General features: G+C 71.0%; 16 protein-coding genes. 7 read left to right on the top strand and 9 right to left on the bottom strand.

Going from position 1 to position 16,050, the window contains the following annotated elements; genetic code table 11:
* Positions 1 to 16 precede the first annotated feature (16 nt).
* Complete coding sequence (locus ACQ860_RS18575; RefSeq protein WP_431304822.1) at positions 17 to 235, bottom strand: hypothetical protein; 219 nt, start codon at positions 233 to 235, stop codon at positions 17 to 19.
* On the opposite strand from ACQ860_RS18575, the gene ACQ860_RS18570 reads away from it, so the two are divergent.
* The 6 genes from ACQ860_RS18570 to ACQ860_RS18545 are packed head-to-tail and all read left to right on the top strand — an operon-like array spanning position 131 to position 5,173.
* Entirely contained in the window at positions 131 to 715 is a 585-nt protein-coding gene (locus ACQ860_RS18570; protein WP_431305780.1) for a GntR family transcriptional regulator, read from the top strand. The two genes, ACQ860_RS18575 and ACQ860_RS18570, sit on opposite strands and share 105 nt — an antisense overlap.
* Complete coding sequence (locus ACQ860_RS18565) at positions 712 to 1,620, top strand: VOC family protein (protein ID WP_431304821.1); 909 nt, start codon at positions 712 to 714, stop codon at positions 1,618 to 1,620. The genes ACQ860_RS18570 and ACQ860_RS18565 overlap by 4 nt, the downstream gene beginning before the upstream one ends.
* On the top strand, positions 1,613 to 2,386 hold the full coding sequence (locus ACQ860_RS18560) for an enoyl-CoA hydratase/isomerase family protein (protein WP_431304820.1): 774 nt from the start codon (positions 1,613 to 1,615) through the stop codon (positions 2,384 to 2,386). Before ACQ860_RS18565 ends, ACQ860_RS18560 begins: the two co-directional genes overlap by 8 nt.
* On the top strand, positions 2,376 to 3,014 hold the full coding sequence (locus ACQ860_RS18555; RefSeq protein WP_431304819.1) for a glutathione S-transferase family protein: 639 nt from the start codon (positions 2,376 to 2,378) through the stop codon (positions 3,012 to 3,014). Before ACQ860_RS18560 ends, ACQ860_RS18555 begins: the two co-directional genes overlap by 11 nt.
* A gap of 42 nt (positions 3,015 to 3,056) precedes the next feature.
* A complete protein-coding gene (locus tag ACQ860_RS18550) occupies positions 3,057 to 4,031 on the top strand; it encodes a Bug family tripartite tricarboxylate transporter substrate binding protein (protein WP_431304818.1) in 975 nt (324 codons plus the stop codon).
* Positions 4,028 to 5,173 (top strand): CaiB/BaiF CoA transferase family protein, encoded by a 1,146-nt coding sequence (locus ACQ860_RS18545; protein WP_431304817.1) that lies wholly within the window; start codon positions 4,028 to 4,030, stop codon positions 5,171 to 5,173. The genes ACQ860_RS18550 and ACQ860_RS18545 overlap by 4 nt, the downstream gene beginning before the upstream one ends.
* 6 nt (positions 5,174 to 5,179) lie before the next feature.
* Here ACQ860_RS18545 and ACQ860_RS18540 read toward each other — a convergent pair whose 3' ends face one another.
* From ACQ860_RS18540 to ACQ860_RS18510, 7 genes are all read right to left on the bottom strand, one after another.
* A complete protein-coding gene (locus ACQ860_RS18540; protein WP_431304816.1) occupies positions 5,180 to 6,058 on the bottom strand; it encodes an MBL fold metallo-hydrolase in 879 nt (292 codons plus the stop codon).
* 66 nt (positions 6,059 to 6,124) lie between these two features.
* Positions 6,125 to 6,952, bottom strand: coding sequence for a 16S rRNA (adenine(1518)-N(6)/adenine(1519)-N(6))-dimethyltransferase RsmA (gene rsmA / locus ACQ860_RS18535; RefSeq protein ID WP_431304815.1), 828 nt, complete (start codon positions 6,950 to 6,952; stop codon positions 6,125 to 6,127).
* Positions 6,945 to 8,282, bottom strand: a complete 1,338-nt coding sequence (locus ACQ860_RS18530; RefSeq protein WP_431304814.1) for a peptidylprolyl isomerase — start codon at positions 8,280 to 8,282, stop codon at positions 6,945 to 6,947. The genes rsmA and ACQ860_RS18530 overlap by 8 nt, the downstream gene beginning before the upstream one ends.
* 46 nt (positions 8,283 to 8,328) lie before the next feature.
* A complete protein-coding gene (locus ACQ860_RS18525; protein ID WP_431304813.1) occupies positions 8,329 to 10,824 on the bottom strand; it encodes an LPS-assembly protein LptD in 2,496 nt (831 codons plus the stop codon).
* Complete coding sequence (gene lptG / locus ACQ860_RS18520) at positions 10,821 to 11,945, bottom strand: LPS export ABC transporter permease LptG (RefSeq protein WP_431304812.1); 1,125 nt, start codon at positions 11,943 to 11,945, stop codon at positions 10,821 to 10,823. Before lptG ends, ACQ860_RS18525 begins: the two co-directional genes overlap by 4 nt.
* On the bottom strand, positions 11,942 to 13,072 hold the full coding sequence (gene lptF, locus ACQ860_RS18515; RefSeq protein ID WP_431304811.1) for an LPS export ABC transporter permease LptF: 1,131 nt from the start codon (positions 13,070 to 13,072) through the stop codon (positions 11,942 to 11,944). The genes lptG and lptF overlap by 4 nt, the downstream gene beginning before the upstream one ends.
* A gap of 34 nt (positions 13,073 to 13,106) precedes the next feature.
* Positions 13,107 to 14,549 (bottom strand): FAD-binding oxidoreductase, encoded by a 1,443-nt coding sequence (locus ACQ860_RS18510; protein ID WP_431304810.1) that lies wholly within the window; start codon positions 14,547 to 14,549, stop codon positions 13,107 to 13,109.
* A 170-nt stretch (positions 14,550 to 14,719) separates the two neighbouring features.
* On the opposite strand from ACQ860_RS18510, the gene ACQ860_RS18505 reads away from it, so the two are divergent.
* Entirely contained in the window at positions 14,720 to 15,013 is a 294-nt protein-coding gene (locus ACQ860_RS18505; RefSeq protein ID WP_431304809.1) for a hypothetical protein, read from the top strand.
* Between the two features lie 76 nt (positions 15,014 to 15,089).
* Here ACQ860_RS18505 and ACQ860_RS18500 read toward each other — a convergent pair whose 3' ends face one another.
* Positions 15,090 to 16,043, bottom strand: coding sequence for an L-threonylcarbamoyladenylate synthase (locus ACQ860_RS18500; protein WP_431304808.1), 954 nt, complete (start codon positions 16,041 to 16,043; stop codon positions 15,090 to 15,092).
* Positions 16,044 to 16,050: the final 7 nt, after the last annotated feature.

The raw sequence follows: 16,050 nt of genomic DNA, 5'->3' as shown, positions 1-16,050 counted from the left end.
ACTAACAATCTTCGGATCAGGGGCCATTCCCACCGCCAAGCCCTTCGCCCGCCCCGAAAGCCTGCCGCACCGCCTGGCTGATTGGCTGCGGGAGGAGATCCTGGAGGGCCGCATCGCACCCGGCGCCCGCCTGGTCGAGGCCGAACTCGTCCTGCGCTCCGGCACCAGCCGCGTCACCCTGCGCGAGGCGCTGCGCATCCTGGCGCAGGAAGGCCTGCTCGATCTCTCGCCGCATCGCGGCGCCTCGGTCCGGCCGCTCTCGGACCAAGAGCTGCGCGAGCTGTTCGGCGTGCGCGCCGCGATCGAGGCCTTTGCCGCGGGCGCCGCCGCGCGCCGGCGCGACCCCGTGGTGATGGAGCGCCTCCAGGCGCTGGCGGGGCGCATGCGAAAGGCGGTGGTGAAGGGTGACATGGCGGGCTACGGCCGCCTCGCCGCCGAATTCCACGAGGCGCTGGTGGCGGCGGGCGACAACGCCATCCTCGCCGGCATGTATGCGCAGATTCGCGCGCGCCTGCGCCGCTATCAGGCCGCGATGAGCCGCGTGCCGAAGCTGCCGCAGACCTCCATCGCCGAGCATGACGCCATCCTCGCCGCCATCGCCAAGGGCGACGCGGCGGCCGCGATGGCGCTGAGCAACGCGCATCTGGACAGCCTGGTGGGGCAGTTCGCCGCCCCGCCCAAGACCGAAATCACCGAGGGAAGGACCACCGCATGACAGGCTTCGGCCTCGCCTATATCGCGCTCGCCACCAGGGATGTCGCAGCCGCCTCGCGCGTGCTGGGCGAGTTGCTGGAACTGCCACGCCAGGATCTGCGCTTCGCGGGCCACACGGCACCCTGCTTCGCCATCGGCGAGACGGCGCTGGCACTCTTCGCCCCGGAGGATCCCTTCCTCGGCGCGGGCACGCAGCCGGGCGTGCACCACATCGCCTTCGCGACGGAGGATCCGGCCGCGGCAAGCGCGGCGCTGGCGCAGGCGGGCTTCGCCACCCACGCGGCCCCGGGCGGCGCCGTGGCGCTGGACCCGGCGCAGTGCTCGGGCGTGCGCGTGCGGCTTTCGCCCGCGCTGCGCATGGGCGTCGGGCGATCCGGCTGGGTGGACCGGATTGACCACATCGGCATCGCCAGCGCCGACAACCAGGCCGCCATCGCCACCTTCTGCCAGCGCCTGGGCTGCCCGCTGGAAAGCCAGCAGACCGACATGGAGGTGCAGATCGCCGTCGAGAGCTTCACCTCCGACCGCTACGGCGTGGTCTATCACACGCGCCCGCCCGTGCCGGTGGGCGGCCTGCGCGTCGCCTTCATCACGACCGGCGATTGCGAACTGGAGTTCCTGCAGAACTTCGACCCCGCGCAATCGGGGCAGGTCTCGCACGGCACGTCGGGCAATACGCGGCAGGACCAGGGCGCCATCGCGCGCTTCGTCGCGAGCCGGGGCGCGGGGCTGCACCACATCGCCTTCAAGTCGCGCGATATTGACCGGACCCTCGCGCATCTGCACGCGGCCGGCCTGCCGATGATCGACCTCAAGGGCCGCCCCGGCTCGCGCCGCGCGAGGATCGGGTTCTGCCACCCACAGGCGATGGGCGGGGTTCTGATCCATGTCGTCGAGCGTGACTGAACCCGGCTTGCGGGAGGAGCGCGCGGGCGGCGCCCTGCTGCTGACGCTCGACCGGCCCGCCGCCGGCAATGCGCTGGACGAGGCGACCATCCTGGCCTTGCGCGCGCGGCTCGACCACGCGGTGCGGGACGAGACGCTGAACTGCGTCATCCTTTGCGGGACCGGCCGCTTCTTCTGCGCGGGAGGAGACCTCAAGGCCTATCGCGCGCTGGAGGACGCGGCCGCGCTGGAGCGCGTCTTCGGCGCCGCACGCGCGCTGCTGGACGCGATCGAGGCGCACCCGCTGCCGGTCATCGCCGCGATTGACGGCTATGCGCTGGGCGGCGGCGCCGAGCTCGCTCTCGCCTGTGACCTGCGCGTGGCCGGCGCCGGTGCCGTGCTGGGCTTCCCGCAGCTGCGCCTTGGCATCATTCCCGGCTGGGACGGCACGGAGCGCCTCGCGGCCCGGGTCGGCCGCGGCACCGCCATGCGCCTCCTGCTGACGGGCGAGCGCCTGACCGCCGAGGCCGCGCAGGCCATGGGCCTGGTCGAGCTGGTGGCCGGGAATGCGCGCGAGGCCGCGCTTCGCCTCGCCGCCGGCCTCGAAGCCGCGGCCCCCCTCGCCATCCGCGGCGCTAAGCAGGCGCTCTCCGCGCTCGACCTGCCGCGCGCCGAAGCGCGCAAGCTGGCCGCCGAGGTCTTCGCGCGCCTATGGTTCACCGAAGATCACCGCGAGGCCGAGCGGGCCTTCGCCGAAAAGCGGGAGGCTGTCTTCCATGGCCGATGAGAAGCTCCGCATTCTTGGGCGCCCCAATTCCTTCAATGTCCGCAAGCTGCTCTGGCTCTGCGACGAGATCGCCCTGCCCTACACCCGTGAGGATTGGGGGCGCGGCTTCACGCCCACCCACACGCCCGAATTCCTGCGCCTCAATCCCGTCGCGCAGATCCCCGTGGTGCTGGATGGCGATCTCGTGCTGCGCGAGTCCAACGCCATCATGCGCTATCTGTGCCTGAAGCATGGTGCCGAGTGGATCTATCCCTCGCCGCCCGAAAAGCGCGTGCGCGTCGAGCAATGGATGGACTGGGTCGCCTATGACCTGACGCATGCCATGCGCGGCGCCTTCCTGGGTGGGCAATTGCAGGAAGCGCCCTGGAACAACCCCTGGTTCGTCGAACAGGGGCGGAAGGATTTCACGCATGCGATCGGCCTGCTGGATGGCGAGCTGGCCGATGGCCGGCCCTTCCTCTGCGGGGAGGGCTTCACGCTGGCCGACATTCCGATGGGCCTCGTCGTCAACCGCTGGTTCGCGGTGAAGGGCTTCGACAAGCCCGACTATCCGCATGTCAGCGCCTATTTCGAGCGGCTTTCCGAGCGGCCGCCTTATCTGAAGCACGGCCGCAACGGACTGCCCTGACCACGCACGACAACGACAACAACAACTGGGAGGAAACAACAGATGAGACGGACATTCCTGAAGGGCGTCGCCACCCTCGCCACGCTTGGCACGCTCGCGGCACCCGCCCTCGCCCAGGCGCCCTTCCCCGACCGGCCGATCCGCCTGATCATCCCCTATGCGCCGGGCGGCGGCACGGACGCCACGATGCGCGTGCTGACGGGACCGATGGGCGAGATCCTGGGCCAGCCCTTCGTCATCGAGAACCGCACCGGCGGCGCCGGCACCATCGGCGCGGCCATGGTCGCGCAGGCGCGGCCCGATGGTTACACGCTGCTGGCGGACCCGTCCGCGCATGCGCTGAACCACATGCTGATCCGCAACCTGCCCTTCAATTATGAGCGCGACTTCGCGCCCATCGCGCGCATGTCGGTCATGCCGCTCATCATGATCGTGCCGGCGAATGAGCGCGCTTCGGACCTCCGCACCTACATCGCGCGGCAGCGCGAGCAGGGCGGCCGCGTCTCCTGGGCCAGTGCCGGCATCGGCACGGCCTCGCATCTCTCGGGCTTCCTTTTCGTGCAGCGCGCGGGGATCGAGTCCACCCATGTGCCCTATCGCGGCGGCAGCCAGGGCGCGCAGGCGGTGCTGGCGGGCGACACGCAGTTCAACTTCGCGACGGCGCCCTCTGCCGTCGGCCTGGTGCAAGGCGGGCAGTTGCGGGCGCTGGCCGTCTCCTCCGCCGCGCGCATGTCCGTGCTGCCCGATGTGCCGACGGTGGCCGAGGCGGCCCTGCCCGGCTTCGAGCTGGTCGAGTGGATCGGCCTCTGGGCACCCACCGGCACGCCGCCCGCCATCCTGGATCGCATCCAGGATGCGGCGCAGCGGACGTTGGCCATGCCCGAGATCCGCACGCGCCTCGCGGCCCTCGGCATGGAGGCCGCCTTCCAGTCCCGACCGGACTTCACGCGCTTTGTCAGCGACCAGCGCGCCCTGCTCACGCGCATCGCGACGGATGCCGGGCTCCGCCCCGAATGAGCGGCGCGCTCGATGGCCTGCTGGTGCTGGACCTGACGACCTTCCTGTCAGGTCCCTACTGCACGATGATGCTGGGCGACCTCGGCGCCGAGGTGATCAAGGTGGAGCGGCCCGAGGGCGACGAGGCGCGGCGCATGCCGCCCTTCGTGGAGGGCCGCAGCCAGCCCTTCGCGCTGTGGAACCGCAACAAGCGCAGCATCGCGCTTGACCTCAAGTCGCGCGCGGATGCCGAGGTGCTGTGGCAGCTCGTCAAGCGGGCCGACGTGCTGGTGGAGAATTTCCGGCCTGGCGCACTGGCCCGCGCCGGCTTCGGGTGGGAGGCGCTGCATGCCGCCAATCCGCGGCTCGTCGTCGCTTCCATCTCCGGCTTCGGGCAGACGGGGCCCTGGGCGCAGCATGGCGGCTTCGACATGATGGCGCAGGGCATGTCGGGCCTCATGGCCGGCAATGGCCCGCCCGATGGCGAGCCCTATCGCCTGCCCGTCGCCATCACCGACCTCACGGCCGGGATGTTCACCACCAGCGCCATCCTGGCGGCGCTGATGGCGCGACACCGCACGGGACTGGGCCAGCATATCGACCAGTCGCTCTTCGAGGCGGGGCTCGCGCTCGGCGTCTATGAGGCGGCGCATGTCTTCAGCCAGGGCACGCGGCCTGAGCGCATGGGGCAGCTGCATCGCGGCAATTCGCCCTATCGCGTGTTCCGGACGCGCGATGGCTGGATCACCATCGGTGCGAACAAGGACGCCTTCTGGCGCAGCCTCTGCGACCTGTTGGACCTGCCCGATCTGCCCGCCGATCCGCGCTTCGCCACCAATGCCGACCGCGTGCGGAACAATGACGCGCTGGTGCCGCTGCTGCAGGACGCGTTCATGACAGGCGACAGCGCGCATTGGCTGGACGCACTGGGCGGCGCCGGCATCCCGGCCGAGCCGGTGCTCGCCTATGATGAGGCGCTGGCGCATCCGCAGGCGGTGGCGCGCGGTGTTTCGGCGGAGATCAACGACCCCGAGCGGGGCGCGATCCGCACCCTCTCCTCGCCGCTCAAGCTGCGCGGCACGCCCGCCACGTTGCGCAGCCGCACGCCCGACCTCGACGAGCACGGCGCGGAGATCCGCGCCTGGCTCGCCGGGTCGAACTGACGCGCGCTACCGCGCGAAGACCCAGTCATAGCTGCCGCCGGCGCGCCTCAGTCGGCCGGCGGTGGGCGTCGGGAAATGGATCGGCAGCAGCAGCGTGTCGGTCTCGGCCACCTCCTCGAAGACGCGCTTGCGGCTCTCGGCCGCCGCATGCGGGTCCCAGCAGAAGATGGTGGACATGGTGGGGTCCAGGCATTGCAGCTGGTGGTGCATCATGTCGCCCGCGATGATCGCGGTCTGGCCCTTGCTGCTGATCTTCACGCAGACATGGCCGGGCGAATGGCCGGGCGTCAGGATGAGGCTGATGCAGTCATCCAGCGTGAAGCTTTCATCCACCAGCAGCGCCTGGCCGGCCTTCACGATGGGCTCGCAATTCATCCGCCAGACGCCGCCCGCGCCACCCATGCGCTCCTTGCCCTCGCGCTCCAGCGCCTCCCAGGCGGCGTATTCGCCCTTGTGGAAGATGTACTTGGCGTTGGGGAAGGTCGGCACCCACTCACCGTTCACGAGCTTCGTGTTCCAGCCGCTGTGGTCGATGTGCAGGTGGGTGCAGAAGACGTAGTCGATATCGGCCGGCGTCAGCCCCTCGGCAGCCATCGCGTCCAGCCAGGGCTGCTTCGGGAAGTCCATGGGCGGGCCATAGCCCTTGTCCTCGCCGGTGCAGGTGTCCACCAGGATGGTGTGGCGGCCGGTGCGGACCACGAAGGTCTGGTAGGTGATGACCATCTTGCCCGAGGCGCGGTCGAAGACCTCCGGCGCCAGCTTCGCCACATCGGCGGCCTTGGCCGCGCTGTCATAGTTGAGGAAGAAATCCTCAGGCCGCCGCCAGGGACCGTCGCGCTCGATGAGGCTGGTGATGGCGACGTCGCCGATCTGCAGGCGCTTCATGTGTGTTCCTCCGGAATCTTGGACCCGCGCATCCTGAATCGGATCGCGCGGCGGCGCCAGGGAGGGTCAGGTGCCCCGCGCCAGCACCGCGCGGGCGAGTGCATCAAAGGCGCTGACGGGCAGTTCCTCGGCACGGCGTTCGCCCGCGATGCCGCATTGCTCCAGCAGCGCCTCCGCGCCGCCAAGCGATTTCAGCGCGCCGCGCAGCATCTTGCGGCGCTGGCCGAAGGCGGCGGCCGTCACGCGCTCCATCGCGCGGAACAGTTCGGGCGGCGGCTGCTCGGCATGGGGCGTGATCACCACCACGGCCGAATGCACGCGCGGCGGCGGGCGGAAGGCGCCGGGCGGAAGGCGCAGGCCGATCATGCACTGCGCCACCCATTGCGAAAGCACGGCGAGCCGCCCGTAATGCTCGGTCTGGGGGGCGGCGGTGATGCGGAAGGCCACCTCCTCCTGGAACATCAGCGTCAGCCGCTCCCAGGACGCGGCCTCGCGCAGCCAGCCGATCAGGAGCGGCGTGCCGACATTGTAGGGCAGGTTCGCCACCACCTGGCGGGGCGCGGGCAGCGCCGCCACGCCGTCGAATGTCATCGCATCCTGGCGCAGCACGGTGAGGCGGTCCGGATGCGCCGCCACCACCTCTTCCAGCGCGGCGATGGCGCGTTCATCGAGCTCGACGGCGGTGAGATGCGCGAGGGGCTTGCCCAGCAGCGCGCGGGTCAGCCCGCCTGGGCCGGGCCCCACCTCCAGCACATGCCGCCCCGTGAGGTCGCCGGGCAACAGCGCGATGCGGGCGCAGAGCGTCTCGTCCAGCAGAAAGTGCTGGCCCAGCGCCTTGCGGGCATCCAGGCCGTACTTGCCGACGACGCCGGCGAGGGGCGTCAGCTCAGACACGCATCTCGATCACGGCACGGCGGCGCAGGTCGCGCTGCAGCTGGCGCGAGAGCAGTTCCACGCGATCACGCAGGATCTGCTGGCGCGCGGCGTCGGGCGTGAACTCGTTCAAGTTCCGCTGCTCGCGCGAGCAGACCATGAGGAGCAGCACGCCATCGGGTGCGATCACCGGCTGGCTCGGCCGGCCGATGGCGAGGCTGCCCAGCATGCTGCGAAGCGCGGGGGGGTTCAGGCCCTCGAGGCGGATCGGCCCTGGATCGGTCGGCCGGTCGCTCGAACGGGGGAGCGCGTCCACCTGCTCGCAGCCGCGCAGGGTCTGCGAAAGGCGCTGCGCGCGCTCCACCGCCGCGCGCTGCTGCTCCGTCGGCGCCGTCGGGTCGAGCGGGCGGTCGAAGGGCGTGAAGATCTGGCGGATGGTCAGCATGGTCGAGAGCTGCGCCGCCGTCCCGCCCTCGCGCCGGGCCCGCAGCGTCATGATCTGGAAGCCGCCCGCCACGCGGATCGGATTGCTGACCGCGCCGGGCGGCATGCGGGTGACGATGCCCGCCACTTCCGGGTCAAGCTGGCTGATACCCACCCAGCCGACATCGCCGCCGCCCAGCGCCGTCTGCGCCTGACTGAACTGCGAGGCCACCACCGGGAAGGGCGAGCCACGGCGGATCTGGCCGATCACCTCATCCGCGAAGCGGCGCACCTCGGCCTCGTTCGCGGGGTCGTCCACCGGCAGGTAGATTTCGCTCACCAGGTATTCGGCCTGCGCCTCCTGCGCGCGGCGGGAGGCGATGGCATCGGCCACCTCCTGCTCGCTGATCTCGCCGAGCGGGCCCAGCGCCTGGCGCAGCAGCCGGCCCCAGCCGATCTGCGCGCGGATCTGGTCGAAGAGCACGCGCGGCTGGATGCCGGCATTGCGCAGCTGGTTCCGCATGGAGCCGGGGGGCAGGTTGTTGCGCCGCTCGATGTCGGCGATGGCCTCGGCGATGTCGGTGTCGGTGACGCCGATGCGCCGGCGCTGGATCTCCTGGATGCGCAGGCGCTCATCCACGGCGAGGCGGAGCACCTGGGGCTGCAGCCGGGTGAGGATCTCCGGTGCCACGCCCATGCCCACGTTCAGCGCGAAGAGGCGCGAGCGTGAGTTGACCTCGGCCTGGGTGATGGGGTCCCCGTTCACGACGGCGAGGATGCGGTTGCCGGTCGGCGGCGCCGCCGCCCCCTCGGGCGCGGCGCCCGGGCGCGGCTGGGCGGCGGCCATGGGCACCACGGCCACGGCGAGGAGGAGCGCCGTACCGAGCGGGAGCAGCCTGGAGGCGATTCGGGGACGGGTGCGGGTCATGATCCCTGTGTCTTAAAGCAGAACCGCCCGGGCCGGAAACCGGGCCTCAGATGGCCCGGAAGAAGTAGTCGCCCACCGTCTTGAAACCGAGCCGGACCAGGAAGACGGTGTTGCCGATGAACGGCTCGCCCGTCACCGAGTTGCGGGCATAGCGTTTCAGGAAGCGGCCCTCCAGGATGAAGCATTCGTCCTCATAGCCGAAATTCGCGACGATCATCGCCGGCGTATCGGCCACCACGTCGTAGCGGAGGGAGCCCGCGGCGCGCCAGACGCCGCCCGCCGCCGTGCGGTATTGCAGCGCGGCGCCGACCAGGACCTCGTTGCGGCCGGTGCTGGTCGGGAACTGCGGCAGCCGGTTGTTGAACAGGTAGCCGCCGCTGAGCGACACATTGCTCAGCGCCCCCACCCGGCCCAGGTTGAAATTGGCCACCGCATCCGTCGCGCGGTGCTGGAAGCTCTCGCTGTCGAAGCGGTTGCGGGCGATCAGGTCCACCCAGGAGACGGGCGTCCAGGTGGAGCGGGTCACCCAGTCCGAGGCGGGCAGGTTCAGGCCGGTGTTCAGCGGGAAGGTGGTGGATTGCGTGGCGCGGATGGAGCGGCCGATCACGGCCTCCGCGCGCCCGCCATTCACGAAATCCCAGCTGCCGCGCAGCGCCATGTCGGCGCGCGTCGTGCCTTCCATGCGGTCCCGGCCGGTGTAGCGGCTGAGCTGGAAGAGGTTCGCCTCGGTAAACTCGAAATCCAGCGCGTCCTCGTTCGGGAAGCGCAGCTGCCGGCCGAGATTGGGGCCGGTGACGAGCTGCACGCGCGGCTCGATCATCTGCGTGCCCCATTCGCCGGCGGAGCGGATGAAGGGCATGCGCCAGTCGGCCGCGATGCGGACATTGCCGTTGGCGTGGATGCCGTTCGCCTCGGGCAGCGGGTTGAAGCCGTTGTTCTGCTGGTTGCCGGCGTAATAGCCGGTGCCGTCGAACTGCCCGCGGAGGGTGATCTGGTCGCCGAAGAGGCCCTGCCGCGGGTTCTCGTAGACGACGCGGCTGGCGAGGCGCTGGCTGAAGGTGCCGGTCGGGCGCGTCAGGCCCAACACGCCGACATCGGCCGTGACATAGCCGCCCAGGATCTGCTTGCGCGGCGCGTGCTCATAGATGCCGTAGGGGCCGACGAAGGGGATGGACGAGAGATTGTCCTGCGTGTTGAGGCCCTGGTAGTAGCGGACATCCAGGCGCGCATAGGCCTCGGTGCCCCAGAAGCCCTCCACATAGGCGGTGCTGGTCAGGACGCGGCGGTATTCGAACTTGTAGGTGCGCAGATAGGCGTCGCTCGACGCGTAGTTGCCGTCGAAGCCGATGCGCCAGTTCTCGTTGATGGCGAAGCGCCCGCGCGAGAAGAAATGGCCGTTGATGCCGGGTGAGCCGGTGCCGCCGGCCGCCGCGCGCTCGGCCTGCTCCTGGTTCAGGTAGCCGATCGAGCCCTGCATCGTCAGCTCGCCGTTGTTGAAGCGGCGGCGGTAGTCGAGGGCCAGGTTGGGCGGCGCCAGCGTGCCGATGGTCGGCGTGATCAGCAGGTCCTGCGTCTCGTCGATCGCCCAGAAATATGGTGTCTGGGTGAAGGCGCCCAGGAAGCGCGTGTAGCCGTTGGTCGGGAAGAGGAAGCCCGAGGCGCGCGGCGTCTGCGGATCGGGATGGGAGAAGAAGGGCGTGTAGAAGAGCGGAATGCCGCCGATCTGCACCGTGGCGTCACGGTAGGAGATGCGTTGCGATTCACGATCCTGCGTCGCCGTGCGGGCGCGCATCTGCCACAGTGGCGGGCGCGTCGGGTCGGCCTCGCAGAGGTTGCAGGAGGAATAGACCGGGCGCGCGATCTCGGTGACCGTGCCGTCGGTCCGCCGCGCGCCATTGCCTGCGAGCCGCGCATTCTGCGCGAGGCGGGCGCGGATCTCGGTCAGCACGCCGTCGCGGAAGCCGTCGCCGAGTTCGGCCTCCTCCGCGTAGAAGACCTGCCCGTCCGCCTCGATGATCTGGACATTGCCCTGCAGCAGCGCCACGCGCGTGTTGCGGTCATAGGTGAAGCTGTCGGCGCGGAGGAAGCGTCCGCCCTGCCAGGCCTCGACGCGGCCGCGCGCCACCACGCGCTCCCGCTCGCGGTCATATTCCACCTCCTCGGCCGAGAAGGTGACGGGGCCGTCGGTGCCGCCGCCCCCCGGCTGGGGGGTGGCGCCGGCCGGGCCGGTGGGCGCGGCGGCGGCGGGCGCGCCGACCAGGCTGGGCAGCGTCTCCCGCGCCATCTGCGAGTCCACGAAGCCCGTGGGCGCGAAGGTCTGCGAGACCGGGTCGAAGGAGGGCGCGATCTGCGCGCTGGCGGGCAGCAGCAGTTCGGCCGGTGCCAGCAGGAGGGCGAGGGCCAGGGTGCGCCACAGGCGCGGGCCGGGCCGCAGGCCGAGGCGGCGCGCCTGGGCGCGCCGGATCAGGCGGCGCGCGAAGCGCGGCAGGGGCTGCGGCGGGCGCAAGCGGGGGATCAGCGGCGTGGGGGGCAAGGCGTTCACCCATCCTCCAGATGCAGCAAGAGGGCGAGGGCCAGCAGCAGCCCTGTCGCCGTGGGGGCCCAGGCGGCGAGCCAGACGGGCAGCGTGCCCGACTCCCCGAACTCGCCGGTGATGCGGTCCAGCACGAAAAGGCCGAAGCCGGCGGCGACGCCGGCCGCGATGGTCTGCGCCACGCCGCCGCGGCGGCTGTTGCGCATGGAGAAGCCGGCCGCCAGCAGCGCCATCGTCATGGCGAGGATCGGCGTGCTGAGCATGGACTGGAATTGCAGCCGGTGCCGCAGCGCCGAGAAACCCGCCTGCTCCAGGATCGCGATGAAATCGGGCAGCGCCCAGAAGGAGAGCGTGTCGGGCGAGGCGAAGCTGTTCTCGATGCGGTCGGGCGTCAGGTCGGTGGGCAGCGTCAGGCGCGCGGGCGGGCGCGGCAGGCGGTCGGCGCCGAAGACCGTCGCCTCCTCCACCTCCCAGCGGCCGGGGCGCAGCGTGGCGCGCGGCGCCTCGATCCGCGCGAGCGCGGCGCCGCCCGCCGAGATGCGCCAGATGGTCACGTCCGCCAGGCTGAAATCGGCCGAGCGATCGGTGCCCAAAAGCCGCGCCGGCCGGCCCGAGATCACGGCCACCCCCCCCGGCTCCAGCCCGGAATCGCCCTGCCGCAGCCAGAGCCGCCCGCCGGCCAGCGCGGTCACGCCGCCACCCGCGCGCAGATAGGAGGCCTCAAGCCGCTCGGCCCGCCCCAGCATGGCGGAGGAAATGGGCGAGACGGCCATGATGGCGAGCAGCCCGAAGCCCAGCGCCACCGCCAACGGGCCGGAGAGGAAGCCCCAGGCGGAAATGCCGGCCGCGCGCGCCACGATCAGCTCGGAGGAGCGCGTGAGCCGCCAAAAGGCGAGCAGCCCGCCCAGCAGGATGGCGAAGGGCATGATCTGCAGCCCGACGAAGGGCATGCGCAGCCCGGCGATGGAGGCCACCAGGGCGAAGCCCGCATCCGGCCGGGTCGCGGCGCGGCGCAGCAGCTCGATGAAGTCGAACATCGAGACGAGCAGCGTCAGCGCCAGCAGCATGCCGGCTGTGGCCGCGAGGAAGCGGCGCGCCACGTAGAAGGTCAGCGTCCTGGCCACGATCATCGGGCGAAGCCGCGCAGCTGGTCGGGCAGGCCGGGCAGGCCGGAGATCACCCAGGCCGAGGCGAATCCCGGCAGCAGCGCATGCAGCCAGATCAGCGGGATCAGCGCCGTCTGCCGTGCGGCGAGATTGCCGATGGACAGGCCAACCGCCAGCAGCGCCACCATCAGCAGGCTGCCGATGAAGAGGTTGATGCCGCCGCCGAAGCGCCGGAACTGGCCGGAGAGCGCCACCGCCAGCGCCAGCAGCGCGAAGGTGACGGCGGTGAGCGGCCCGGTGAGCCGCTGATGCGCCTCGGCCAGGAAGCGCCCGCGGTCCCGCACCGAAACCCCTTCCTCGGGATAGAGCAATTCGCCCAGCGTGCGCTCCTGCGCGTTGCGGAAGCGCTGCCCCTCGCTGCGATTGGCGCGGGCGAGGTCGAGGCTGTTCTCCTGGAAGGTGAGCACCGTGAGGCGCAGGGTGCTGGTGCCGTCGGGCTGCACCACGCGCTCCACCTGCTGGCGCTGGCCGTTGAACAGCGTGACGCGCGGCCCCTGCGGCGTGGAGATGATGCGCCCGCTTTCCGCCAGAATGGTCACCGGCGCGCCGCGCTCACGCGAGTCATGCACCAGGATGCCGGAGAGCGTGCCGCTCGCGTCGCGGTCCCGCGCATAGACGGTCAATTCCTCGCCCACCGAGCTGAACACGCCCTCCTGCAACAACAGGCCCGCCATCTGGTTGCGGATCTCGAACTGCCATTCGCGGAAGGCCTGGTGCGAGGCGGGCGTTATCCAGAGGTTCAGGAGGAAGCAGACCCCCATCGCGCCCATCGCCACCAGGAGCGCGGGGCGCGAAAGCTGCCATTGGCTGAGGCCGGCCGCGCGCATCACCACCAGCTCCCGGTCCGAGGCGAGACGGACATAGGTGAAGAGCGTCACCACGAAGGTGGTGATGGGCAGGATCACGCCGAAGAAGCTGGGCAGCAGCAGGCCCGTCAGTTCCAGGAAGACCCAGATGGAAAGCCCGCGGTCCAGCACCAGCTCGATGAAGCGCAGCGACTGGGTGAGCCAGACCAGCGCCGCCAGCCCCACCGTCACCGCCAGCAGCGACAGACCGAGCTGCCGCATGATGTAGAGGTCAATGCGCTTCATAGGGGCCCGGTCTTACCAGCCCATGGCCGGAAGGTCACGCATCGGGAAGCAGCTTGCCGGGGTTCATGATCCCCTGCGGGTCCAGCGCCGCCTTGATCCGGCGCATCGCGTCCAATTCGGCGCCACCGCGCCAGGATTCCATCATGTCGGTCTTGAGGCGCCCGATGCCGTGCTCGGCGCTGAAGCTGCCGCCGAGGTCGCGCACCACCTCATTCACCGTGTCCATAATGTCATGGCTGCGGGCCAGGAAATCCGCCGCCGCCATGCCTTCGGGCTGGGCCAGGTTCATGTGGATGTTGCCGTCGCCCATATGGCCGAAGGGCACCGGGCGGCTGCCGGGAATGAGGGCGCGGCAGGCGGCCGACGCCCGGCGGATCAGCTCCGGCACGGCCGAGACGGGGACGGAGACATCATTCTTCACGCTGGCGCCGGCGCGCTTCTGCGCCTCCGGGTGCTCCTCGCGCAGGCGCCAGATGGCGGCGCGCTGCCCCTCGGATTCCGCGAGTGCGGCGTCCTCGACCTCGCCGGCCTCCATGGCGGCTTCCAGCACGCCCTCCATCAGGCCGCGCAGCCCGGCGCCCTCGCGCGAGGCGGAGAGGTCCACCAGGACATAATGCTCGGCGGGGGCCGAGAGGGGGAGCGTGGCGCCCTCGATCGTGGCCTGCACCATGCCCATGCCGATGCCGGACATGTATTCGAAGGCACGGACCGCGCCCTCATCGGCCGCGCGGAAGCGGCGGAACAGCGCGAGGGCCGCATCCTCCGACGGCACGGCGCACAGGGCCGTCGCCGTCTCACGTGCGGCGGGAAACAGACGCAGCACGGCGGCGGTGATGATGCCGAGCGTACCCTCGGCGCCGACGAAGAGGTGGCGCAGGGCGTAGCCGGTGTTGTCCTTGCGCAGGCGGCGCAGGCCGTTGATGACGCTGCCATCGGGCAGCACGACCTCAAGCCCCAGCATGAGCTCGCGCGCATTGCCGTAGCGCACCGTTGTGTTGCCGCCGGCATTGGTGGAGAGAAGGCCGCCGATCATCGCCGTGCCCTCCGCGCCCAGGCTGAGCGGAAACATCACGCCATGCTCCGCCGCCACCTGCTGCGCCCGGGCGAGGACGAGGCCGGCCTCCACCGTCATGGTCATGTCGGCCGTGTCCACCTCCCGCACGCGGTTCATGCGGGCGAGACTCAGCACCACCTGGCGCGGCCGCGCCTCGGGTGTCGCGCCCCCCACCATGGAGGTGTTTCCGCCCTGCGGGATGATGGCGATGCCCTGCGCGGCGCAGAGCTTCACGCAGGCGGCGACCTCCTCCGTGCTGGCCGGGCGCAGCACGGCCATGGCCTGGCCCTTGTAGAGGCCCCGCCAGTCGCTGAGGTGCGGCGCGATGTCATCGGGCTCGGCCAGCAGGCCGGTGGGGCCCAGAATGTCCCGGAAGGCCGAGAGCAGGGAGGGGTCCGCGGGAGGGGGGGCGTGGTCGGGCATGCGGGTTTATAGCGGGGCCGCCGGGCATCTCCAGAGACCCGGGCGAGCCGCCACCCATCTTTTCCGACGGCATGCCGTCTCCGCCCAAAAAAGGGAACGATTGTTATTTTGCATACGCGACGAGGCTGCTATATTGCCTCGGCAAGCGTTTCATTTATGGAATTTCTCTCATGGCGCCCGGAAAATTCCTGTCCAGCCTCCTGGTGATCGTGGTCTGCTCGGCCGGCGGCTTCGGACTGATGCACTGGCTGCAAGGCGCGCCGGCGCCGGTGACGGTCGCCACCAGCACGGCGGGCCCGGTCATCAACCGCCTGAGCGGCTGCCAGGGCTTCAACCAGTCCATCGACGAGGAGATCGCCCGGCAGAACCGGATCGGCCACAACCACAATTCGGTCCGGCTGGCCGCCCTGAAGCGCGACTGCACGGCCGACGACCAGGAGCATTACCGGGTGATGCCGCGCTGACCAGCAAACGATACGCAAAATTTCAACCTCGCGGCTCCGCCGCGGAGCGTTATTCCCGCGGCTCCGCCGCGCGGCGCTATTCCCGCGGCTCCGCCGCGCGGGCCAACCGGTCGCGAATGGCGGGCCCCAGCCCCTCCCCCGGCACCTCCATGGCGGCGATGCCCCTGAGCCCCGGCCGGTCCAGCGCGCGCAGCCCGGCGAAGAGCCGCGCAGCCGCCTCGCGCAGGTCACGCGCTTCGGAGAGCTGGTAGGTCAGCGCCGCCCCCGGCAAAGGCGGGCCGAAGGCGAGCAGCGCCTCATCAGCCGCCACATCCCGCGCCTCCAGGCGCAGCGGCAGTGTGGGCGCGTAGTGCGAAAGCATCATGCCCGGGCTGCGCAGCGTGGGCGCGGGGCCCGCATGGCGCGGCAAGGGGCGCCCCACGGGGCCGATCACCGCCTCGATCGCCTCCACCGGCACGCCGCCCGGCCGCAGCAATGCGGCGCCGCCCGCGGCCAGGTCCAGCACCGTGGATTCCACGCCGACCTTGCATTCCCCCCCCTCCAGCACGGCCGCGATCCGGCCGGACAATTCCTCCATCACATGCGCGGAGGTGGTCGGGCTCACCCGTCCCGAGCGGTTGGCGGAAGGTGCCGCTATGGGTGTGGCCGCGGCCCGCAGCAGGGCCAGCGCCCCCTCATGCGCCGGCACGCGCACCGCCAGCGTGTCGAGCCCCGCGCCGGCCAGGAGGTCAATCCGGCAATCGGCCCGGCGCGGCAGCACAAGCGTGAGCGGCCCCGGCCAGAAGGCGGCGGCCAGCGCGCGGGCGCGGTCATCGGCCCGCACCTCGGCCCAGGCGGCCTCGGCTTCGGGGAAGTGGCAGATCAGCGGGTTGAAATGCGGGCGGCCCTTCGCCTCGAAGATGCCGGCCACGGCCTGGCCGTTCCGCGCATCGGCGCCGAGCCCATAGACCGTCTCGGTCGCGAAGGCGACGAGCGCGCCCGCGCGCAGCAGCGCCGCCGCGTCCAGCGGGTCGTCCAGGAGGGCGGTCATGCCCTGG

It is taken from the genome of Sediminicoccus sp. BL-A-41-H5, from assembly GCF_050632405.1.
In the GTDB taxonomy this organism is placed as follows: Bacteria; Pseudomonadota; Alphaproteobacteria; order Acetobacterales; family Acetobacteraceae; genus Roseococcus.
The sequence above is the reverse complement of the archived record's forward strand: the minus strand, read 5'-3'. Positions and strand labels throughout refer to the sequence as shown.